Source organism: Streptomyces sp. APSN-46.1, assembly GCF_022815725.1.
Classification (GTDB): Bacteria; Actinomycetota; Actinomycetes; order Streptomycetales; family Streptomycetaceae; genus Streptomyces.
Genome location: NZ_JALGRF010000008.1, coordinates 17,716 through 33,608 on the forward strand (window position 1 = coordinate 17,716; position 15,893 = coordinate 33,608).

A 15,893-nucleotide genomic window follows, 5' to 3' on the forward strand; every position below is an offset into this window, starting at 1 on the left:
AGACGGGCCACGGGAGGACACGGCATGGCAGCCGAACAGAAGCAGGCCGGCGACGCGACGGTACCGGCGGCGGTGCGTGAACAGCACGCGCTGCTCGCCGAACAGGTCGAGGAGCACCGCTTCCGGTACTACGTGAACGACCAGCCCGTCATCAGTGACGCCGATTTCGACCAGCTGCTGCGCTCGCTGGAGGCGCTGGAGGAGGAGTATCCGGAGCTGCGCACTCCGGACTCGCCCACCCAGAAGGTGGCCGGGGCGTACGAGACGGACTTCGCGTCCGTGCAGCACCGCGAGCGGATGCTCTCCCTCGACAACGCCTTCGACGACGAGGAGCTGGCGGCCTGGGCGGACCGGGTGGCCCGGGACGTCAGCACCTCGGACTACCACTACCTGTGCGAGCTCAAGGTGGACGGCCTCGCCGTCAACCTCACCTACGAGAACGGCCGCCTGACCCGCGCCGCCACCCGGGGCGACGGCCGCACCGGCGAGGACATCACGCCGAACGTCCGCACCATCGCGGAGATCCCGGACCGCCTCAAGGGCGAGCGGATCCCGGCGCTGGTGGAGATCCGCGGCGAGGTCTTCTTCCCGATGGAGAAGTTCGAGGAGCTCAACGCCCGGCTCGTCGAGGCCGAGGGCAAGCCCTTCGCCAACCCGCGTAACGCGGCGGCCGGTTCGCTGCGCCAGAAGGACCCGAAGGTCACCGCGACCCGCCCGCTGCACATGGTGGTGCACGGGATCGGGGCGCGCTCGGGCTTCGAGATCGGCAAGCTCTCGCAGGCGTACGAGCTGCTGGAGGAGTGGGGCCTGCCCACCGCCAAGCACAACAAGGTGGTCTCCTCGCTCGCCGAGGTCCGCGAGTTCATCTCCTACTTCGGCGAGAACCGGCACTCGGTGGAGCACGAGATCGACGGCGTGGTCGTCAAGCTCGACGAGATCCCGCTCCAGGGCCGTCTGGGCTCCACCGCGCGCGCACCGCGCTGGGCCATCGCGTGGAAGTACGCCCCCGAAGAGGTCAACACCAAGCTGGTGGACATCAAGGTCGGCGTCGGCCGCACCGGCCGGGTGACCCCGTACGCCCAGGTGGAGCCGGTGACGGTGGCCGGCTCGGAGGTCGAGTTCGCGACCCTGCACAACCAGGAGGTCGTCAAGGCCAAGGGCGTGCTCATCGGGGACACCGTGGTCCTGCGCAAGGCGGGCGATGTCATCCCCGAGATCCTCGGCCCGGTCGTCGATCTGCGGGACGGTACCGAGCGCGAGTTCGTGATGCCGGCCGAGTGCCCCGAGTGCGGGACCCCGCTGCGGCCGATGAAGGAGGGCGACATCGACCTCCGCTGCCCCAACGGGCAGACCTGCCCGGCCCAGCTGCGCGAGCGGCTGTTCTACCTGGCAGGCCGGCAGTGCCTGGACATCGAGAACTTCGGCTCGGTGGCCGCGGCCGCGCTCACCAACCCGCTGGAGCCGGCCGAGCCGCCGCTGCGCGACGAGGGCGACCTCTTCGACCTCACCATCGAGGACCTGCTGCCCATCAAGGCGTACGTGCTGGACGCCGACAGCGGGCTGCCCAAGCGGGACCCGAAGACGGGCGAGGAGAAGATCGTCACCGTCTTCGCCAACCAGAAGGGCGAGCCGAAGAAGAACGCCCTCGCGATGCTGGAGAACATCGCGGCCGCCAAGGACCGCCCGCTCGCCCGCGTCATCAACGGCCTGTCGATCCGTCACGTCGGCCCGGTCGCGGCCCAGGCCCTCGCCCGCGAGTTCCGCTCCATCGAGCGCATCGAGCAGGCCACCGAGGAGGAACTGGCCGCCACCGACGGGGTCGGCGCCATCATCGCGGCCTCCCTCAAGGAGTGGTTCGCCGTCGAATGGCACCAGGAGATCCTGCGCAAGTGGCGCGAAGCGGGTGTCCGGATGGAGGAGGAAGGTTCCGGCGAGGAGCAGGGGCCGCGTCCGCTGGAGGGCCTGACCGTCGTCGTCACCGGCACGTTGCAGAGCCACACCCGGGACGGCGCGAAGGAGGCCCTGCAGAGCCGGGGAGCCAAGGTCACCGGGTCCGTCTCGAAGAAGACCTCGTTCGTCGTGGTCGGCGACAACCCGGGCTCCAAGTACGACAAGGCCGTGCAGTTGAAGCTTCCGGTCCTCGACGACACCGGATTCGCCGTCCTGCTCGAACAGGGCCCCGACGCGGCGCGCGAGGCCGCCCTCCCGGTGGACGGCGACACGGAAGCGGAGTAGTAACCCATATGCATGTCGTCCGAATGTCGTCATGACGGTCGCCCCGGGGGAGTGGCGAAGGCGAACGGATGCGTGGCGTGCGGTCGTACGGGCGGGCGTACGCCGGGCGCGGTGACCGGTGTAAACGGCTGGTACAGGGCTGGCGGCAGTGCGGTGACCTGTCGGATCATCGGACGGTGACCCAGGGGGTCCTGGTCCAAACTCACCCGTTCGGCGGATACCGTACTGATGAGGATGGCTGGGTCGCATTCGGGCAACCGCCGCCGACAACTGCCCCTGGGAGCCTCTCGCGTCCTACTGTTGAGGGGTGCGCCTGTCGTGCACGGCTGCGTGAGGCGATTCCAGCCGTGATGGCATGACATCGGGGCCATCGCGTGACATCGGCATCGCCGGCTGTGAGAGGGACGGGCATGAAACCCACCGAAAGCGCCGACCCGTCACCTGATTTCGGCGGGGCACTCCCGTCCGTGCGGACGGGCCGGCTCGGATTCCTGGGTTCCGGGACACCGGACAGCCACCCGCTCGACGGTGGTGCGGGTGCGTCAGGGCAGCGCACCGTGCTGCCCTTCGTCGCCGTGGGCCTCTCCGCCGTGGTGCTCGCCGTCGGCGTCGTCTCCGCACTGACCGACCGTCAGGCGCTGTTCCCCGGCGGGGCGGTCGGCTGGGCGCTCGCACTGCTCACCGGCATCATCGTCGGCCACCTGGTCGCCCTCGGCCGCGACCGCTGGTGGGGCGGCACCGGATCGGGAGCCGCGCTCACCCTCGGCGTCCTCCTCCTCTACGGGTGGGTGCCGGCCGGGCTCGTCTCGCTGGCGGTGGTCACGCTGGTCGGGGCCGCACGCCGGCACCGCTGGCGGCAGGGCCTGCTGCACGGCTCCGTGGACATCCTCGGCATCGGCGCGGGTGCCCTCGTCATGGCCGCGTTCGGTGACGCGCCGACCGTGGCCGAGCCCTGGCGGCCCGACGCCTGGGGGCCGGGGGCGCTGCCGGAGGTCGTGCTGACCGCCGTCGCGTACCTGCTCGTCACGCGGCTCGTGCTGTGGCTGGCGACGACACCGCGCGGCGGAGGGCTGCCCACGGTCGCCCGGACGGCACTGCTCCGGCAGGCCTTAGTGGCGGTCGCGCTGCTCGGCATCGCCCCCCTGATCGGCGTGGTCGCCGTCGGCCAGCCGGTACTGCTGCCGCTGTTCGCCGTACCGCTCATCGCGCTCGACTCCACCCTGTGGATCGCCCGGGCGCGCGCGGAGGAACAGCTGCGGGACCCGCTGACGGGGCTGCCGAACCGGCAGTGGCTGCTGGAGCGCGCGTGGACCGCCCTGGACGAGGCTGAACGTTTGGGCACCCGGTCAGCTCTTGTGCTGATCGACCTGGACCGGTTCCGGGCGGTCAACGACACGCTGGGCCACCTGGCGGGCGACCGGCTGCTGCTCCAGATCGCGGACCGGCTGCGCCAGGCACTGCCCGACGACGCCGAGGCCGCCCGTCTCGGCGGCGACGAGTTCGCCGTACTCCTCCCCCTCGCCGACTCGACCACGAGCGCCCAGCGGGTCGCCCGCCACCTGGTCGCGGAGCTGAGCTCCCCGCTGGACCTCGACGGCCTGACCCTGGTGCTGGAGGCCAGCGCCGGCCTCGCCGTCTTCCCGGACCACGCGCTGGACGCCGAGGGGCTGCTGCGGCGGGCCGACGTCGCGATGTACCAGGCGAAGCGGGACCGCACGGGCGTGGAGGTGTACGAGTCGAAGCGGGACAGCAACACGCCCGACCGGCTCGGCCTGCTCGGCGATCTGCGGCGGGCGCTGGACGCGGGCGAAGTGGAACTGCACTACCAGCCCAAGGTCCGCTTCGACGGGCACGTGGCGGGGCTGGAGGCCCTGGTCCGCTGGGTGCACCCGGAACGCGGCCGGGTGCCCCCCGACGAGTTCATCGCGATCGCCGAGACCTCGGGGCTGATGCCGCACCTGACGGAGTACGTCCTGGAGACGGCGCTGGCCCAGGTGGCCCGCTGGCGCGCCCAGGGGCTGAAGGTCCCCGTCGCGGTCAACGTCTCGCCGCGCGATGTGCACACACCCGGCTTCGCGGGGGCGGTCGCCGCGCGGCTGGCCCGGCACGGGGTGCCGGCGAGCGGGCTCCAGCTGGAGATAACGGAACACGTCCTGCTGGAAGACCCCCAGCGCGCGGCGGACACCATGGCGGGCCTGACGGGCCACGGCGTGAAGATGTCGCTGGACGACTTCGGCACCGGCTACTCGTCGCTGGTCCACCTGCGCCGCCTCCCGGTCAGCGAGCTGAAGATCGACCGGTCCTTCGTCGCGCGGCTGGCCGTCGACGCCCAGGACGCGGAGATCGTTCGCTGCACGGTGGATCTCGCGCACTCGCTGGGCCTGCTGGTCGTCGCCGAGGGCGTGGAGGACGACGAGACGTGGGAGCGCCTGCGGGACCTGGGCTGCGACGCGGTACAGGGCTGGCTGGTCGCCGCCGCGATGCCCCCGCAGGAGGCCACCGCCTGGCTCCTCGCCCGCGGCGAACGCGGCTGGCGCCGCCCGGCGGACATCACAGCCGAACTGGCCGCCGCCGCCTCCTCGGAAACCCCGGCCCCCTGACCCGGCGGGGCTGGAACTGCCCTGCGGGCAATCCAGCCGCGCCTGGCGGACGGCATCAGCCACATCCAGCCTCGCCGGCGCTTGAGGCGCGGGTTCGGGCGGAGCCCGGAAAGCTCCGCGCAGCGGGCCCGCACTCGCCCCCGTACCGGCAGCCGGGCAGCGGCCGCGGCAAACCGTTTCGTGGTGAGCGGGCCCGGCCCCATAGGATTGGGCCCGAAACCTACACACTCACCACCCCCAGAGGATCGCTGCATGCCTGGCATCACGCGCGAGGAGGTCGCCCACCTCGCTCGGCTGGCACGTCTGGAGCTGAAAAGCGAAGAGCTCGACCACTTCGCTGGACAGCTCGACGACATCATCGGCGCGGTCGCCCGCGTTTCCGAGGTCGCCGACCAAGACGTCCCGCCGACCTCCCACCCGCTGCCGCTGACGAACGTCATGCGCGCGGACGAGGTCCGTCCGTCGCTCACCCCCGAGCAGGCGCTTTCCGGCGCTCCCGCCCAGGAGCAGCAGCGTTTCAAGGTGCCGCAGATCCTGGGGGAGGACTAATCATCATGAATGACCAGATCATCAAGCTCACGGCCGCCCAGACCGCCGAGAAGATCGCCTCCGGCGAGCTCACGGCCGTCGAGGTGACCGAGGCCCACCTGGCCCGCATCGACGCGACCGACGAGAAGGTCCACGCCTTCCTCCACGTCGACCGCGAAGGCGCCCTCGCCCAGGCCCGCGCCGTCGACGCCAAGCGCGAGCGCGGCGAGAAGCTCGGCCCGCTGGCCGGCGTCCCGCTGGCCCTCAAGGACATCTTCACCACCGTCGGGGTCCCGACCACCGTCGGTTCGAAGATCCTCGAAGGCTGGATCCCGCCCTACGACGCCACCCTGACGCGCAAGCTCAAGGAAGCCGACGTCGTCATCCTCGGCAAGACCAACATGGACGAGTTCGCCATGGGGTCCTCCACCGAGAACAGCGCCTACGGCCCCACCGGCAACCCGTGGGACCTCACCCGCATCCCCGGCGGCTCCGGCGGCGGTTCCGCGGCCGCGCTGGCCGCCTTCCAGGCCCCGCTCGCCATCGGCACGGACACCGGCGGCTCCATCCGCCAGCCCGCCGCCGTCACCGGCACAGTCGGCGTCAAGCCCACCTATGGCGGCGTCTCCCGCTACGGCATGGTCGCGTTCTCGTCCTCCCTCGACCAGGGCGGGCCCTGCGCCCGTACGGTCCTGGACGCCGCGCTCCTGCACGAGGTCATCGCCGGGCACGACCCGCTCGACTCCACCTCCATCGACGCCCCGGTCCCGCCGGTCGTCGAGGCGGCCCGCAACGGCTCCGTCGCCGGCATGCGCGTCGGCGTGGTCAAGCAGTTCGCCGGCGAGGGCTACCAGGCCGGCGTCGTCCAGCGCTTCAACGAGTCGGTCGAGCTCCTCAAGGAGCTCGGCGCCGAGATCGTCGAGCTGGACTGCCCGTCCTTCGACCTCGCGATGGCCGCGTACTACCTGATCGCGCCGTCCGAGTGCTCCTCGAACCTGGCCCGCTTCGATGCCATGCGCTACGGCCTGCGCGTCGGCGACGACGGCACCAAGTCGGCCGAGGACGTCACCGCGCTCACCCGCGAAGCCGGCTTCGGCGACGAGGTCAAGCGCCGCGTCATCCTCGGCACGTACGCGCTCAGCTCCGGCTACTACGACGCGTACTACGGCTCGGCCCAGAAGGTCCGCACGCTCATCACGAAGGACTTCGAGAAGTCCTTCGAGCAGGTCGACGTCATCGTCTCCCCGACGACCCCGACCACCGCCTTCCCGATCGGCGAGCGCACCGACGACCCCCTCGCCATGTACCTCGCGGACCTGTGCACCATCCCGACCAACCTGGCCGGCAACTCCGCCATGTCGCTCCCCTGCGGACTGGCACCGGAGGACGGCCTCCCGGTCGGGCTGCAGATCATTGCCCCGGCGATGAAGGACGACCGTCTGTACAAGGTCGGCGCGGCCGTCGAGGCCGCCTTCGTCGAGCGCTGGGGCCACCCGCTGCTTGAGGAGGCACCGTCGCTGTGACCAGCGCACTGTCCAAGGCCAAGGGCTTCAAGAAGTCCAAGTCCGGTACGTACCTGTCGATCGGCACCACCGCCTTCGGTGCCATCAGCGTGATCAAGCAGGCCCGCAGGGCCCGCACCGAGCACGACACGCTGAAGCTGGTCGACGCCGTCGTGTCCGCCGCCGCCATCGTCACCGGCCTCGCGATCCTGTACCGCGAGCTGAAGCGCCTGGGCGACGACGACGTCCTGCTGGGCTGAGAGGGAAAGTTTCACCGTGACCACCTTCACCGAACTGCTTTCGTACGAGGACGCTCTCGCCTCGTTCGACCCCGTCATGGGCCTTGAGGTCCATGTCGAGCTCGGCACCAAGACCAAGATGTTCTGCGGCTGTTCCACCGAGCTGGGCGCCGAGCCCAACTCGCAGACCTGCCCCACCTGCCTCGGTCTGCCCGGCTCGCTGCCCGTCGTCAACGCGATCGCCGTCGAGTCCGCCATCAAGATCGGTCTCGCGCTGAACTGCGAGATCGCCGAGTGGTGCCGCTTCGCCCGGAAGAACTACTTCTATCCGGACATGCCGAAGAACTTCCAGACCTCCCAGTACGACGAGCCCATCGCCTACAACGGCTACCTGGACGTCCAGCTGGAGGACGGCGAGATCTTCCGCGTGGAGATCGAGCGCGCCCACATGGAGGAGGACACCGGCAAGTCGCTGCACGTCGGCGGCGCCACCGGCCGTATCCACGGCGCGGTTCACTCCCTGCTGGACTACAACCGCGCGGGCATCCCGCTCATCGAGATCGTCACCAAGCCGATCGAGGGCGCGGGCGTACGGGCCCCCGAGGTCGCCAAGGCGTACGTCGCCGAGCTGCGCGAGCTCATCAAGGCGCTCGGCGTCTCCGAGGCCCGCATGGACCAGGGCCAGATGCGCTGCGACGTGAACCTGTCGCTGCGCCCCAGCCCCGAGGCCCCCTTCGGCACCCGCAGCGAGACGAAGAACGTCAACTCGCTGCGCTCCGTCGAGCGCGCGGCCCGCTTCGAGATCCAGCGCCACGCGGCCGTGCTGAGCGGCGGCGGCTCGATCGTGCAGGAGACCCGGCACTTCCACGAGGAGGACGGCTCCACCACGGCCGGCCGCATCAAGGACAACGCCGAGGACTACCGGTACTTCCCGGAGCCCGACCTGGTTCCCGTGGCCCCGGCCCGCGACTGGGTCGAGGAGCTGCGCGCCGGCCTGCCCGAGATGCCGCGGCTGCGCCGCAACCGGCTCCGCGAGGAGTGGGGCGTCTCCGAGCACGACATGCAGTCGATCCTCAACGCGGGCGCGGTGGACTCCATCGTCGCCACGATCGAGGCGGGTGCCGACTCGGCCGCCGCGCGCAAGTGGTGGATGGGCGAGCTCGCCCGCAACGCCAACGAGCAGGGCGTGTCCGTCGACGAGCTGCCGATCACCCCGGCCCAGGTCGCGCGCGTCGCGGCGCTGGTCGCCGACGGCTCGCTGAACGACAAGCTGGCCCGCCAGGTCATCGAGGGCGTCCTCGGCGGCGAGGGCAGCCCCGACGAGGTCGTCGAGAAGCGCGGCCTGAAGGTCGTCTCGGACGAGGGCGCGCTCGGCGCGGCCGTGGACGAGGCCATCGCGGGCAACGCGGCCATCGCCGACAAGATCCGCGGCGGCAAGATCGCCGCCGTCGGCGCGCTGGTCGGCGCGGTCATGAAGACCACCCGCGGCCAGGCCGACGCGGCCCGCGTCAAGGAGCTCATCCTGGAGCGCCTGGGCGTCTCCGAGGGCTGAGCCCGCGGATCGTCGCGTACGAGGGGCCGTGCCCGGGATCTCCCGGGCACGGCCCCTCGTGCTGTGGCTGTGGGAATGGGAAACGGCGGTGCCCGGTGGGCCGTGCCGGTCAGCGGGTTTGCGGCGCGCCGAGGAATGCCAGGCGGGCCCGCTTGGCCGGCAGGTAGACCTCGGGGAGGTCGATCTCGGGGAGTTCGACCTCCGGGCCGAGCACGAAGCCGGTGCGCTCCAGGATCGCGAGGGCCTTCTGGTTGCGCGCGTCCGGCTCCGCGACGAGGCGGCGGGCCTGGCCGCCGTCGGAGAAGAGGTACGCGAGGAAGACGGTCAGCAAACGCGCGCTGAACCCGTGCTCGGCCGCCCCCTCGGCGGGACCGATCAGCAGGTGCACGCCGACGTCCCCGGGCCGGACCTCGTAGCACTCACTGACCCGGTCCGCGGCGCAGTCGTACGTCTGGAACAGCGCGACCGGCTCGCCGTCGCGGCGGGCGATGAACGCGTGGTGGGTGGTGCGGCGGTCGACGTCCTCGTAGATCTCCTGGACGAGTTCGCGGCTGGCCTCGCCCATGCCCCAGAAGCGGGCGCGTTCCTGGGTCACCCAGCCGTGGATCAGGGCGGAGTCGGCGGTGGGATCGACGGGGGTGAGCGTCACCGTGCCGAAGCCCTCGACGGACTGCGTGTGGACGGGCTGTCGGGTGGAGGCGGTCATGCGCGGGGTTCCTTCGTGAGCCGGTCCCAGTCGGTGACGACCGGGATGAGTTCGCAGCGTGCCCACAGGGGCAGCTGGTCGCGGTGGTGGGGCGAGCCCGTGACGCCGTCGGCGCCCAGCGGGACCGCCCAGAGGCTGTCCTCGCGGCGGGCGAGGTCCCAGACGTAACGCGCCGCCGATGCGCGGGCGGTGAGGTCGGTGAACCCCGGGACGGAGGAGGTGCAGTTCACGCAGTCGTGGTCGCCGCCGAGGCCGGGCCACCGCGCCTCCGGGTCCGGGAGGGCCGACCAGGGGGCGAGCCGGTGTACCTCCGACCAGGGCGTGTCGGGGGTGGCGGCCGCGGCCGTCTCCTCCAGGGCCGCGCGGACATGGGCCGCGCGGTCGAGGCCGGGGAGGAGGGCGGTGGTCAGCAGGCCTTCGAGGGCGTAGCCGATCCGGGTGACCAGGTACAGCCAGGGGTGGAACACCTCCGGGCCGGTGGGGGCGTCGGCCAGGCCGGCGAAGACGGGGTCGGCGGCGATACGGCGTACGGTCGCGGTCCGCAGCGCCGAGAAGACGGTGGCGTCGGTGCTCTCAGCCGCCATATGGCGGTCCCAGGCGAGCAGGCGTTCGCGCAGTCGCGCCGCCTCGGGGGACAGGTCGTCGAGCCCCGGCAGCAGGGCGAGCAGTGGCTCGGCGGAGGCCAGGAGGGTGTCCCTGTGTACGTCGGCCATCGCCTTCGGGGTCCAGTCCGAGGAGCCGTCGAGCAGCTCGCGGATGCGGTCGGCGCGGTGCGGAGGCGCGAACTCCACGCCGAGCGGCGAGGCGATACCGCGGGCGTTCGCCATGACGGCGAAGCCCTGGACGGGCTCGGCGGGGGTCTGCGACCAGCCCTGCCACGCGTACCGGCGGTCCCAGGCGGGCACGGGGCGCAGGCGGTTGGCCGGGTCGCGCCGGGGTACGGCGCCGGCGACGCGGTGCAGCAGGCCGCCCTCGGAGTCGGCGGCGTGGACGACGTTGACGGGCTCGGCCCAGCCGTCGAGGGCGCGGTCGATGTCGGCGACGGTGCGGGCGCGCAGGAGGGCGGGGAGGGTGGCGAAGCCGAGGTCCCGGCGGACCCGGGGCGGGTAGCGCAGGGAGAGGGTCCGGCCGTCCTCGTGGACGATCACCGGGCCGCGGGGGGTCTCCAGGACCTCGACCTCGACGGGGTCGGCGCCGGCCACGGCCAGGGTCTCGGTGTGGCGGGCGACGGGCTCCCAGACGCCGTCGGGGCCGAGGGCCTCCAGCCCGTCGCCGTCGGCGGTGGGGCGCACCTGCTCGGCGTACAGGTCCTGGTAGTCGGCCATCGCGTGGGTGATCGCCCACGCGGCGGTGCCGGTGTGGCCGAAGTGGCCGAGGCCGGGGATGCCGGGGACGGCGAGGCCGAGGACGTCGTACTCGGGGCAGGAGAGACGTATCTGCTGGTAGACGCCCGGGTCCTCGATGAAGCGGTGGGGGTCGCCCGCGATGATCGCCGAGCCGGTCGCGGTCCGGTCACCGGGGACCAGCCAGCCGTTGCTGCCGGCGGTGCGGGGGCCGTCGGTGGCGAAGAGGGTGATCGCTTCGTCGCCGAGGGCGCGGGCGACGCGCTCGCGCCAGAGCTTGGTGGCGAAGCCGGCGAGCAGGATGTGGGTGGCGATCCAGATGGCCAGCGGAACCCATGGCTCCCACGGGGTGGGGGTGTGGCCGGTGCGGGCGAACCGCCCGTCGCGGGAGGCGCCGTCGGCCAGACCGTCGTTGACGCCGTCCACGTAGGCGCGGACCCAGGCGGCGGTTTCGGGGTCGAGCGCGTCGTGGCAGCGGCGGGCGGTGTCGTCGAGGCGGCACTGGCGGGCGAAGCGGTCCCAGGCCACGAAGTCCGGGCCGAGGAAGGCGGCGCTGGAGCCCTGGGCGCGGTGGCGTTCGACTTCAAGCTGCCAGGCGCGGTCGAGGGCGGTGGTGCGGCCCTGGGCGTAGGCGAGGGCGAGGCTGTCGGCGGCGCGGAGGTGGGGGATGCCCCACGCGTCGCGGAACAGCTCGTAGGCCGTGTCTCCGTCGCCCTCGCCCTCGCCCTCGCCGTCGGCGGGCCGGTTGTTCGCTGCGCTCACGCTGTTCACACTCTTCCCCGAGGCATCTTAGGTTAGGCTGGCCTAACTATAACGGCGCCTGAGGCAAAACCGGTTTCGCCGGCACGGGCCAACCGGCAAGATCGTGCGCATGGAACGCACCGGACCTCCGCTGACCGGGGACGAACGCGAGACCCTGCGCGCGTACCTCGACTTCCACCGCTCCACGCTCGCCATGAAGTGCGAGGGACTCGGCGACGAGGACCTCCGCCGCCAGGCCTCCGCGCCGTCCACCCTCTCCCTGCTCGGCCTGGTGCGGCACATGGCCGAAGTGGAGCGGCACTGGTTCCGCCGGACCATGGGCGGGGCGCACGATGTACCGCACCTGTGGTCGGACAAGGGCGACTTCCAGGCCGCGTACGACGCCTCCGGGGCCACACGGGCGGAGGCGTTCGCCGCGTGGGAGGCGGAGGTCGAGCACTCCCGGAGCGTCGAGGCCGCGGCGCACTCCCTGGACGTGACGGCGTACGCGCGGAGGTGGGAGGCGGACGTCTCGCTCCGCGTGGTGATGCTGCACATGATCCACGAGTACGCCCGGCACAACGGGCACGCCGACTTCCTGCGCGAGGCGATCGACGGCGTCGTCGGAGCCTGACCCCGGCCGTGCCGCCTTACGCGCCGGCCGGGGTGCAGTTGGCGGGGGTGTAGCCGGCGGGGGTGTACACGTACGGCACCGTCACGCCCAGGACGCCGAAGCCCAGCCGCTCCAGGATCGGCCGGCTGTCGTCCGAGGCGTCGACCTGGAGATAGGGGATGCCGAGCGAGGCGGCGATGCGGGCGCGATGGGCCACCAGCAGCCGGTAGACGCCCCGCCCGCGCCACCGCGGATCCGTGCCGCCGCCCCACAGGCCCGCGAAGGAGGTCCCCGGCCGCATCTCCATCCGGGCCGCGCTCACCGGGGTGTCGCCGGCCATCGCCACCACGGCCGCGAGGGTCTCCGGCTCGTCCCTCAGCAGGGTCAGTATCTGGTGCCGGATGCGCGGGCGCTCGGTACCGAAGGCCCGGGCGTGGACCTCCATCATCAGATCCACCCCGGCCTCGTCCGTGACCACCCGCAGGGTGATCCCCTCCGGCGGCTCCATCGGGAGTTCCGCGAGGTCGGCCGTCCGCGCCACCATCAGGGTCTCGGCCGGTTCGGGCGCGAACCCGGCGGCGCGCAGCCGCTCCCCGAGATCCGCCGGGCGGTCGTGGCCGTACAGCTTCCACTCGAAGTCGCCGGCTCCCCGATCCGTGAAGAACGCCACCTGCGCCGCGATCTCCGCGTCCGCCGTCACCTCGTCGAGGTCCGACCAGAGCACGCCGTGCCAGCCCCGCCCGGGTGTGGTCTGGCGTACCACCGCCCCCGACCGCTCCACCCGGGCCTCGGCCGCGTCGGGCTGCGCGTCGCGGCGCATCTCCGCGTCGTACCGGGCCCGCACCTTCATCAGTTCATCGGGTTCCATCGTCATCGCCCCAGCTCACCAGCCTCCGGGCCGCTTCCACAACTGCATTAGCCTCAGCCCGTGAACGACGAAGCCCTCATCTACACAGGCAAAGCCACCCCCGATGCCGCCGCCGACCGCGGCTGGCTCCTCGGCCACTTCAAGGACCCCGCCGATCCCCGCCACAGCGAGGACGTGGAGATCAAGTGGGGGGTCCACCCCAAGGGGGAGGAGCGGACCCGGTGGGTGACCGGGGAGGAGCGCACCGCGCTCCAGGTGCTGATCAGCGGGCGCTTCCGGCTGGAGTTCCCCGGCCGGACCGTGGTGCTCGCCGAACAGGGGGACTACGTGCTCTGGGGTCGCGGGGTCGACCACTCCTGGTACGCCGAGGAGGACGCGGTGGTCCTCACCGTCCGCTGGCCCTCCATCCCGGGCTACCGCGCCGAAGCGACCTAGCCGAAGCGACCTGGGTGAGGGGCCGAGGTCCCGAGTTCCGCCGCACCCCTGTGACGATGCACACGAAACGGGTCAACGATCACGAATCGCTGCGATCGTGGACCGAAAATCGAGGTGCAGACCAGCAGGCGATCAGCTGATCGTCTGCGGTTCGGCGGTAGATCATCTAGATTCGCGATCACCAGGTTTCGCGAGAGTTCCAGCGTTCTTTGCGTCGGGCGTCTCCCGGTAAAGATCCGAACCACCAGGGAGCACGTCCGTTGGCAGCAATCGCACGGTGGTGCGTCCGGCACCGTCTCGTGGCCGTACTGCTCTGGCTCCTCACGTTCGGCGGGACCGCCGCCGCCGCGGGCCTCGCCGGACCGGCGTTCTCCAACGACTACGAGGTCCCCGGGACCGAGTCCAGCAAGGCGGGCGCCCTCCTCCGCGAGGGCTTCCACGGCCAGGGCGGCGACACCGACACCATCGTGTGGCGGGCCCCGGAGCATCAGACGGCCCGCACCCCGGACATCCAGCAGCGCATGGCCCAGGCCCTCGACGCCGTCGCCGAGCTCCCCGGCGTCGGATCGGTCGCCGGGCCGTACGGGCCCGGCCCCGAGAGCGCCGCGCAGATCAGCCCCGACGGCCGTACCGCCTACGCCGTCGTGACCTTCGACGAGCAGGCCGACTCCGTCCCCAAGGCCCAGGCCCAGGCGGTCGTCGACACCGCGAAGAACGACCACACCGAGCGGGACGGCCTCCAGGTCGAGCTCGGCGGCCACGCCATCGGCCTCACCGAGGCCCCCACCGCGCACCTCGCCGAGGTCATCGGCGTCGCCGTCGCCGCCCTCGTCCTCTTCCTCGCCTTCGGCTCGCTCGCCGCGAGCCTGCTGCCCATCGCGACCGCCCTGGTCAGTGTCGGCACCGGCTATTTCGGCATCACCCTCCTCGGGCACGCCATGCCCGTCGCCGACTTCGCCCCGATGCTCGGCACCCTCGTCGGCCTCGGAGTCGGCATCGACTACGCGCTGTTCATCGTCACCCGGCACCGCAAGGGCCTCAAGCGAGGCCTGCCCGTCGCCGAGGCCGCCGAGAACGCAGTCGCCACCACCGGGCGGGCCGTCGTCTTCGCCGGAGCCACCGTCTGCATCGCGCTGCTCGGGATGCTCGTGCTCCGGCTGAACTTCCTCAACGGCGTCGCGCTCGCGGCCTCCCTCACCGTGGTCCTCACCGTGGCCGCCTCGGTGACCCTGCTCCCCGCCCTCCTCTCGTACATCGGCACGCGCGCCCTCTCGCGCCGCGAGCGCCGCAAGCTCGCCGCCGAGGGCCCGCGGCCCGAGCCGCCCACCGGCTTCGCCGCCCGGTGGTCCGCCTTCGTGGAACGGCACCCCAAGCTGCTCGGCGTCGTCGCCACCGCGGTCATGCTCGTGCTGGCGCTGCCCACGCTCTCCCTGCACCTCGGCACCTCCGACCAGGGCAACAACCCGGCCGGCTCCACCACCCGCAAGGCCTACGAGCTGCTCGGCGAGAGCTTCGGCCCCGGGATGAACGGCCCGCTCACCGTCGTCGCCCGACTCGACGGAGCCGGGGACCGGGTCGCGGTGACCCGGCTGGCCGAAGATCTCCGGACGGCGGACGGCGTCGCCTCCGCCGGTCCGGCCGTCCTCAACCGGAGCGGCGACACCGCCGTCGTCACCGTCGTACCGGACTCCGCCCCGCAGTCCCGGGCCACGAGCGACCTCGTCGACACGCTCCGCCAGGAGGTCATCCCGGGCTCCGACCACCGCGGCTCCATGGACATCCACGTCGGCGGTGTGACCGCCGGCTACGACGACTTCGCCGAGGTCATCATCGGCAAGCTGCCGCTCTTCGTCGGGGTCGTCATCGGCCTCGGCTGCCTGCTCCTGCTGCTCGCCTTCCGGTCCATAGGCATCCCCGTCAAGGCGGCGGCCATGAACGTCGCTGCCGTCGCCTCCTCCTTCGGCGTCGTCGTCGCGATCTTCCAGTGGGGCTGGGGCAGCGAGCCGATGGGCCTGGGGAGCGCGGGCCCGATCGAACCGTTCCTCCCCGTGATCATGGTGTCCGTCCTCTTCGGGCTGTCCATGGACTACCAGGTGTTCCTGGTCAGCCGGATGTACGAGGAGTGGCTGGAGACCGGCGACAACCAGCGGGCCGTCCGCGTCGGCCTCGCCGAGACCAGCCGGGTGATCAACTCGGCGGCGGTCATCATGATCTCCGTCTTCCTGGCGTTCGTCCTCAGCGGCGACCGGCTCATCGCGATGTTCGGCATCGCGCTCGCGGCGGCCGTGGCGCTCGACGCCTTCGTGCTGCGCACCCTCCTCGTCCCGGCCCTCATGCACATGCTCGGCGGGGCCAACTGGTGGCTGCCGGCCTGGCTGGACCGCCGACTGCCCCGGATCAGCATCGAACCCCCGGAGCGCCGCACCCATGCGGCACTCCCGGCACAGCGGACCGGCGCGGACCCCGCCATGAGCGAGGACGACGCCGAACCCGCGACAACATCCCGGTGACGCGGCGACCCGCCGCGGAAG

The 15,893-nt window shown here is 72.0% G+C and carries 12 protein-coding genes; 9 read left to right on the plus strand and 3 right to left on the minus strand.

Features of this window, described 5'->3' with window-relative positions; all coding sequences use genetic code 11:
- Window positions 1-24 precede the first annotated feature (24 nt).
- The 6 genes from ligA to gatB all read left to right on the plus strand — a co-directional run bounded on the left by ligA (window position 25) and on the right by gatB (window position 8,656).
- Complete coding sequence (gene ligA, locus MTF65_RS21095; RefSeq protein WP_243630460.1) at window positions 25-2,235, plus strand: NAD-dependent DNA ligase LigA; 2,211 nt, start codon at window positions 25-27, stop codon at window positions 2,233-2,235.
- Window positions 2,236-2,645: 410 nt separating this feature from the next.
- Entirely contained in the window at window positions 2,646-4,835 is a 2,190-nt protein-coding gene (locus tag MTF65_RS21100) for a bifunctional diguanylate cyclase/phosphodiesterase (protein ID WP_243630461.1), read from the plus strand.
- A 252-nt stretch (window positions 4,836-5,087) separates the two neighbouring features.
- A complete protein-coding gene (gene gatC, locus MTF65_RS21105; RefSeq protein WP_007266718.1) occupies window positions 5,088-5,384 on the plus strand; it encodes an Asp-tRNA(Asn)/Glu-tRNA(Gln) amidotransferase subunit GatC in 297 nt (98 codons plus the stop codon).
- A 5-nt stretch (window positions 5,385-5,389) separates the two neighbouring features.
- Window positions 5,390-6,886: an Asp-tRNA(Asn)/Glu-tRNA(Gln) amidotransferase subunit GatA gene (gene gatA / locus MTF65_RS21110; RefSeq protein WP_243630462.1), complete on the plus strand. Its 1,497-nt coding sequence runs from the start codon at window positions 5,390-5,392 to the stop codon at window positions 6,884-6,886.
- A complete protein-coding gene (locus tag MTF65_RS21115) occupies window positions 6,883-7,125 on the plus strand; it encodes a hypothetical protein (protein ID WP_243630463.1) in 243 nt (80 codons plus the stop codon). Before gatA ends, MTF65_RS21115 begins: the two co-directional genes overlap by 4 nt.
- Before the next feature lie 76 nt (window positions 7,126-7,201).
- The gene (gene gatB / locus MTF65_RS21120; protein ID WP_243630630.1) at window positions 7,202-8,656 is read left to right on the plus strand and encodes an Asp-tRNA(Asn)/Glu-tRNA(Gln) amidotransferase subunit GatB; all 1,455 of its coding nucleotides are present in this window, start codon (window positions 7,202-7,204) and stop codon (window positions 8,654-8,656) included.
- A gap of 109 nt (window positions 8,657-8,765) precedes the next feature.
- On the opposite strand, the gene MTF65_RS21125 is transcribed toward gatB, so the two are convergent.
- Window positions 8,766-9,362, minus strand: a complete 597-nt coding sequence (locus tag MTF65_RS21125) for a GNAT family N-acetyltransferase (RefSeq protein ID WP_243630464.1) — start codon at window positions 9,360-9,362, stop codon at window positions 8,766-8,768.
- On the minus strand, window positions 9,359-11,395 hold the full coding sequence (locus MTF65_RS21130) for a penicillin acylase family protein (RefSeq protein ID WP_243630631.1): 2,037 nt from the start codon (window positions 11,393-11,395) through the stop codon (window positions 9,359-9,361). Before MTF65_RS21130 ends, MTF65_RS21125 begins: the two co-directional genes overlap by 4 nt.
- Window positions 11,396-11,576: 181 nt before the next feature.
- On the opposite strand from MTF65_RS21130, the gene MTF65_RS21135 reads away from it, so the two are divergent.
- Window positions 11,577-12,080, plus strand: coding sequence for a DinB family protein (locus tag MTF65_RS21135; RefSeq protein WP_243630465.1), 504 nt, complete (start codon window positions 11,577-11,579; stop codon window positions 12,078-12,080).
- 16 nt (window positions 12,081-12,096) lie between these two features.
- Here MTF65_RS21135 and MTF65_RS21140 read toward each other — a convergent pair whose 3' ends face one another.
- On the minus strand, window positions 12,097-12,927 hold the full coding sequence (locus MTF65_RS21140; RefSeq protein ID WP_243630632.1) for a GNAT family N-acetyltransferase: 831 nt from the start codon (window positions 12,925-12,927) through the stop codon (window positions 12,097-12,099).
- A gap of 60 nt (window positions 12,928-12,987) precedes the next feature.
- Here MTF65_RS21140 and MTF65_RS21145 point away from each other — a divergent pair, with 60 nt between their 5' ends.
- Window positions 12,988-13,362, plus strand: a complete 375-nt coding sequence (locus MTF65_RS21145; RefSeq protein WP_243630466.1) for a signal peptidase I — start codon at window positions 12,988-12,990, stop codon at window positions 13,360-13,362.
- A 260-nt stretch (window positions 13,363-13,622) separates the two neighbouring features.
- Window positions 13,623-15,872 (plus strand): MMPL family transporter, encoded by a 2,250-nt coding sequence (locus tag MTF65_RS21150; RefSeq protein WP_243630467.1) that lies wholly within the window; start codon window positions 13,623-13,625, stop codon window positions 15,870-15,872.
- Window positions 15,873-15,893 lie beyond the last annotated feature (21 nt).

Excerpts from the sequence above, each read along its gene's own strand:
- MTF65_RS21135 (WP_243630465.1), top strand. The coding sequence starts at position 11,577 with ATGGAACGCACCGGACCTCCGCTGACCGGGGACGAACGCGAGACCCTG.
- MTF65_RS21140 (WP_243630632.1), bottom strand. The coding sequence starts at position 12,927 with ATGGAACCCGATGAACTGATGAAGGTGCGGGCCCGGTACGACGCGGAG.
- MTF65_RS21100 (WP_243630461.1), top strand. The coding sequence starts at position 2,646 with ATGAAACCCACCGAAAGCGCCGACCCGTCACCTGATTTCGGCGGGGCA.
- ligA (WP_243630460.1), top strand. The coding sequence starts at position 25 with ATGGCAGCCGAACAGAAGCAGGCCGGCGACGCGACGGTACCGGCGGCG.
- gatB (WP_243630630.1), top strand. The coding sequence starts at position 7,202 with ATGGGCCTTGAGGTCCATGTCGAGCTCGGCACCAAGACCAAGATGTTC.
- gatC (WP_007266718.1), top strand. The coding sequence starts at position 5,088 with ATGCCTGGCATCACGCGCGAGGAGGTCGCCCACCTCGCTCGGCTGGCA.
- gatA (WP_243630462.1), top strand. The coding sequence starts at position 5,390 with ATGAATGACCAGATCATCAAGCTCACGGCCGCCCAGACCGCCGAGAAG.
- MTF65_RS21125 (WP_243630464.1), bottom strand. The coding sequence starts at position 9,362 with ATGACCGCCTCCACCCGACAGCCCGTCCACACGCAGTCCGTCGAGGGC.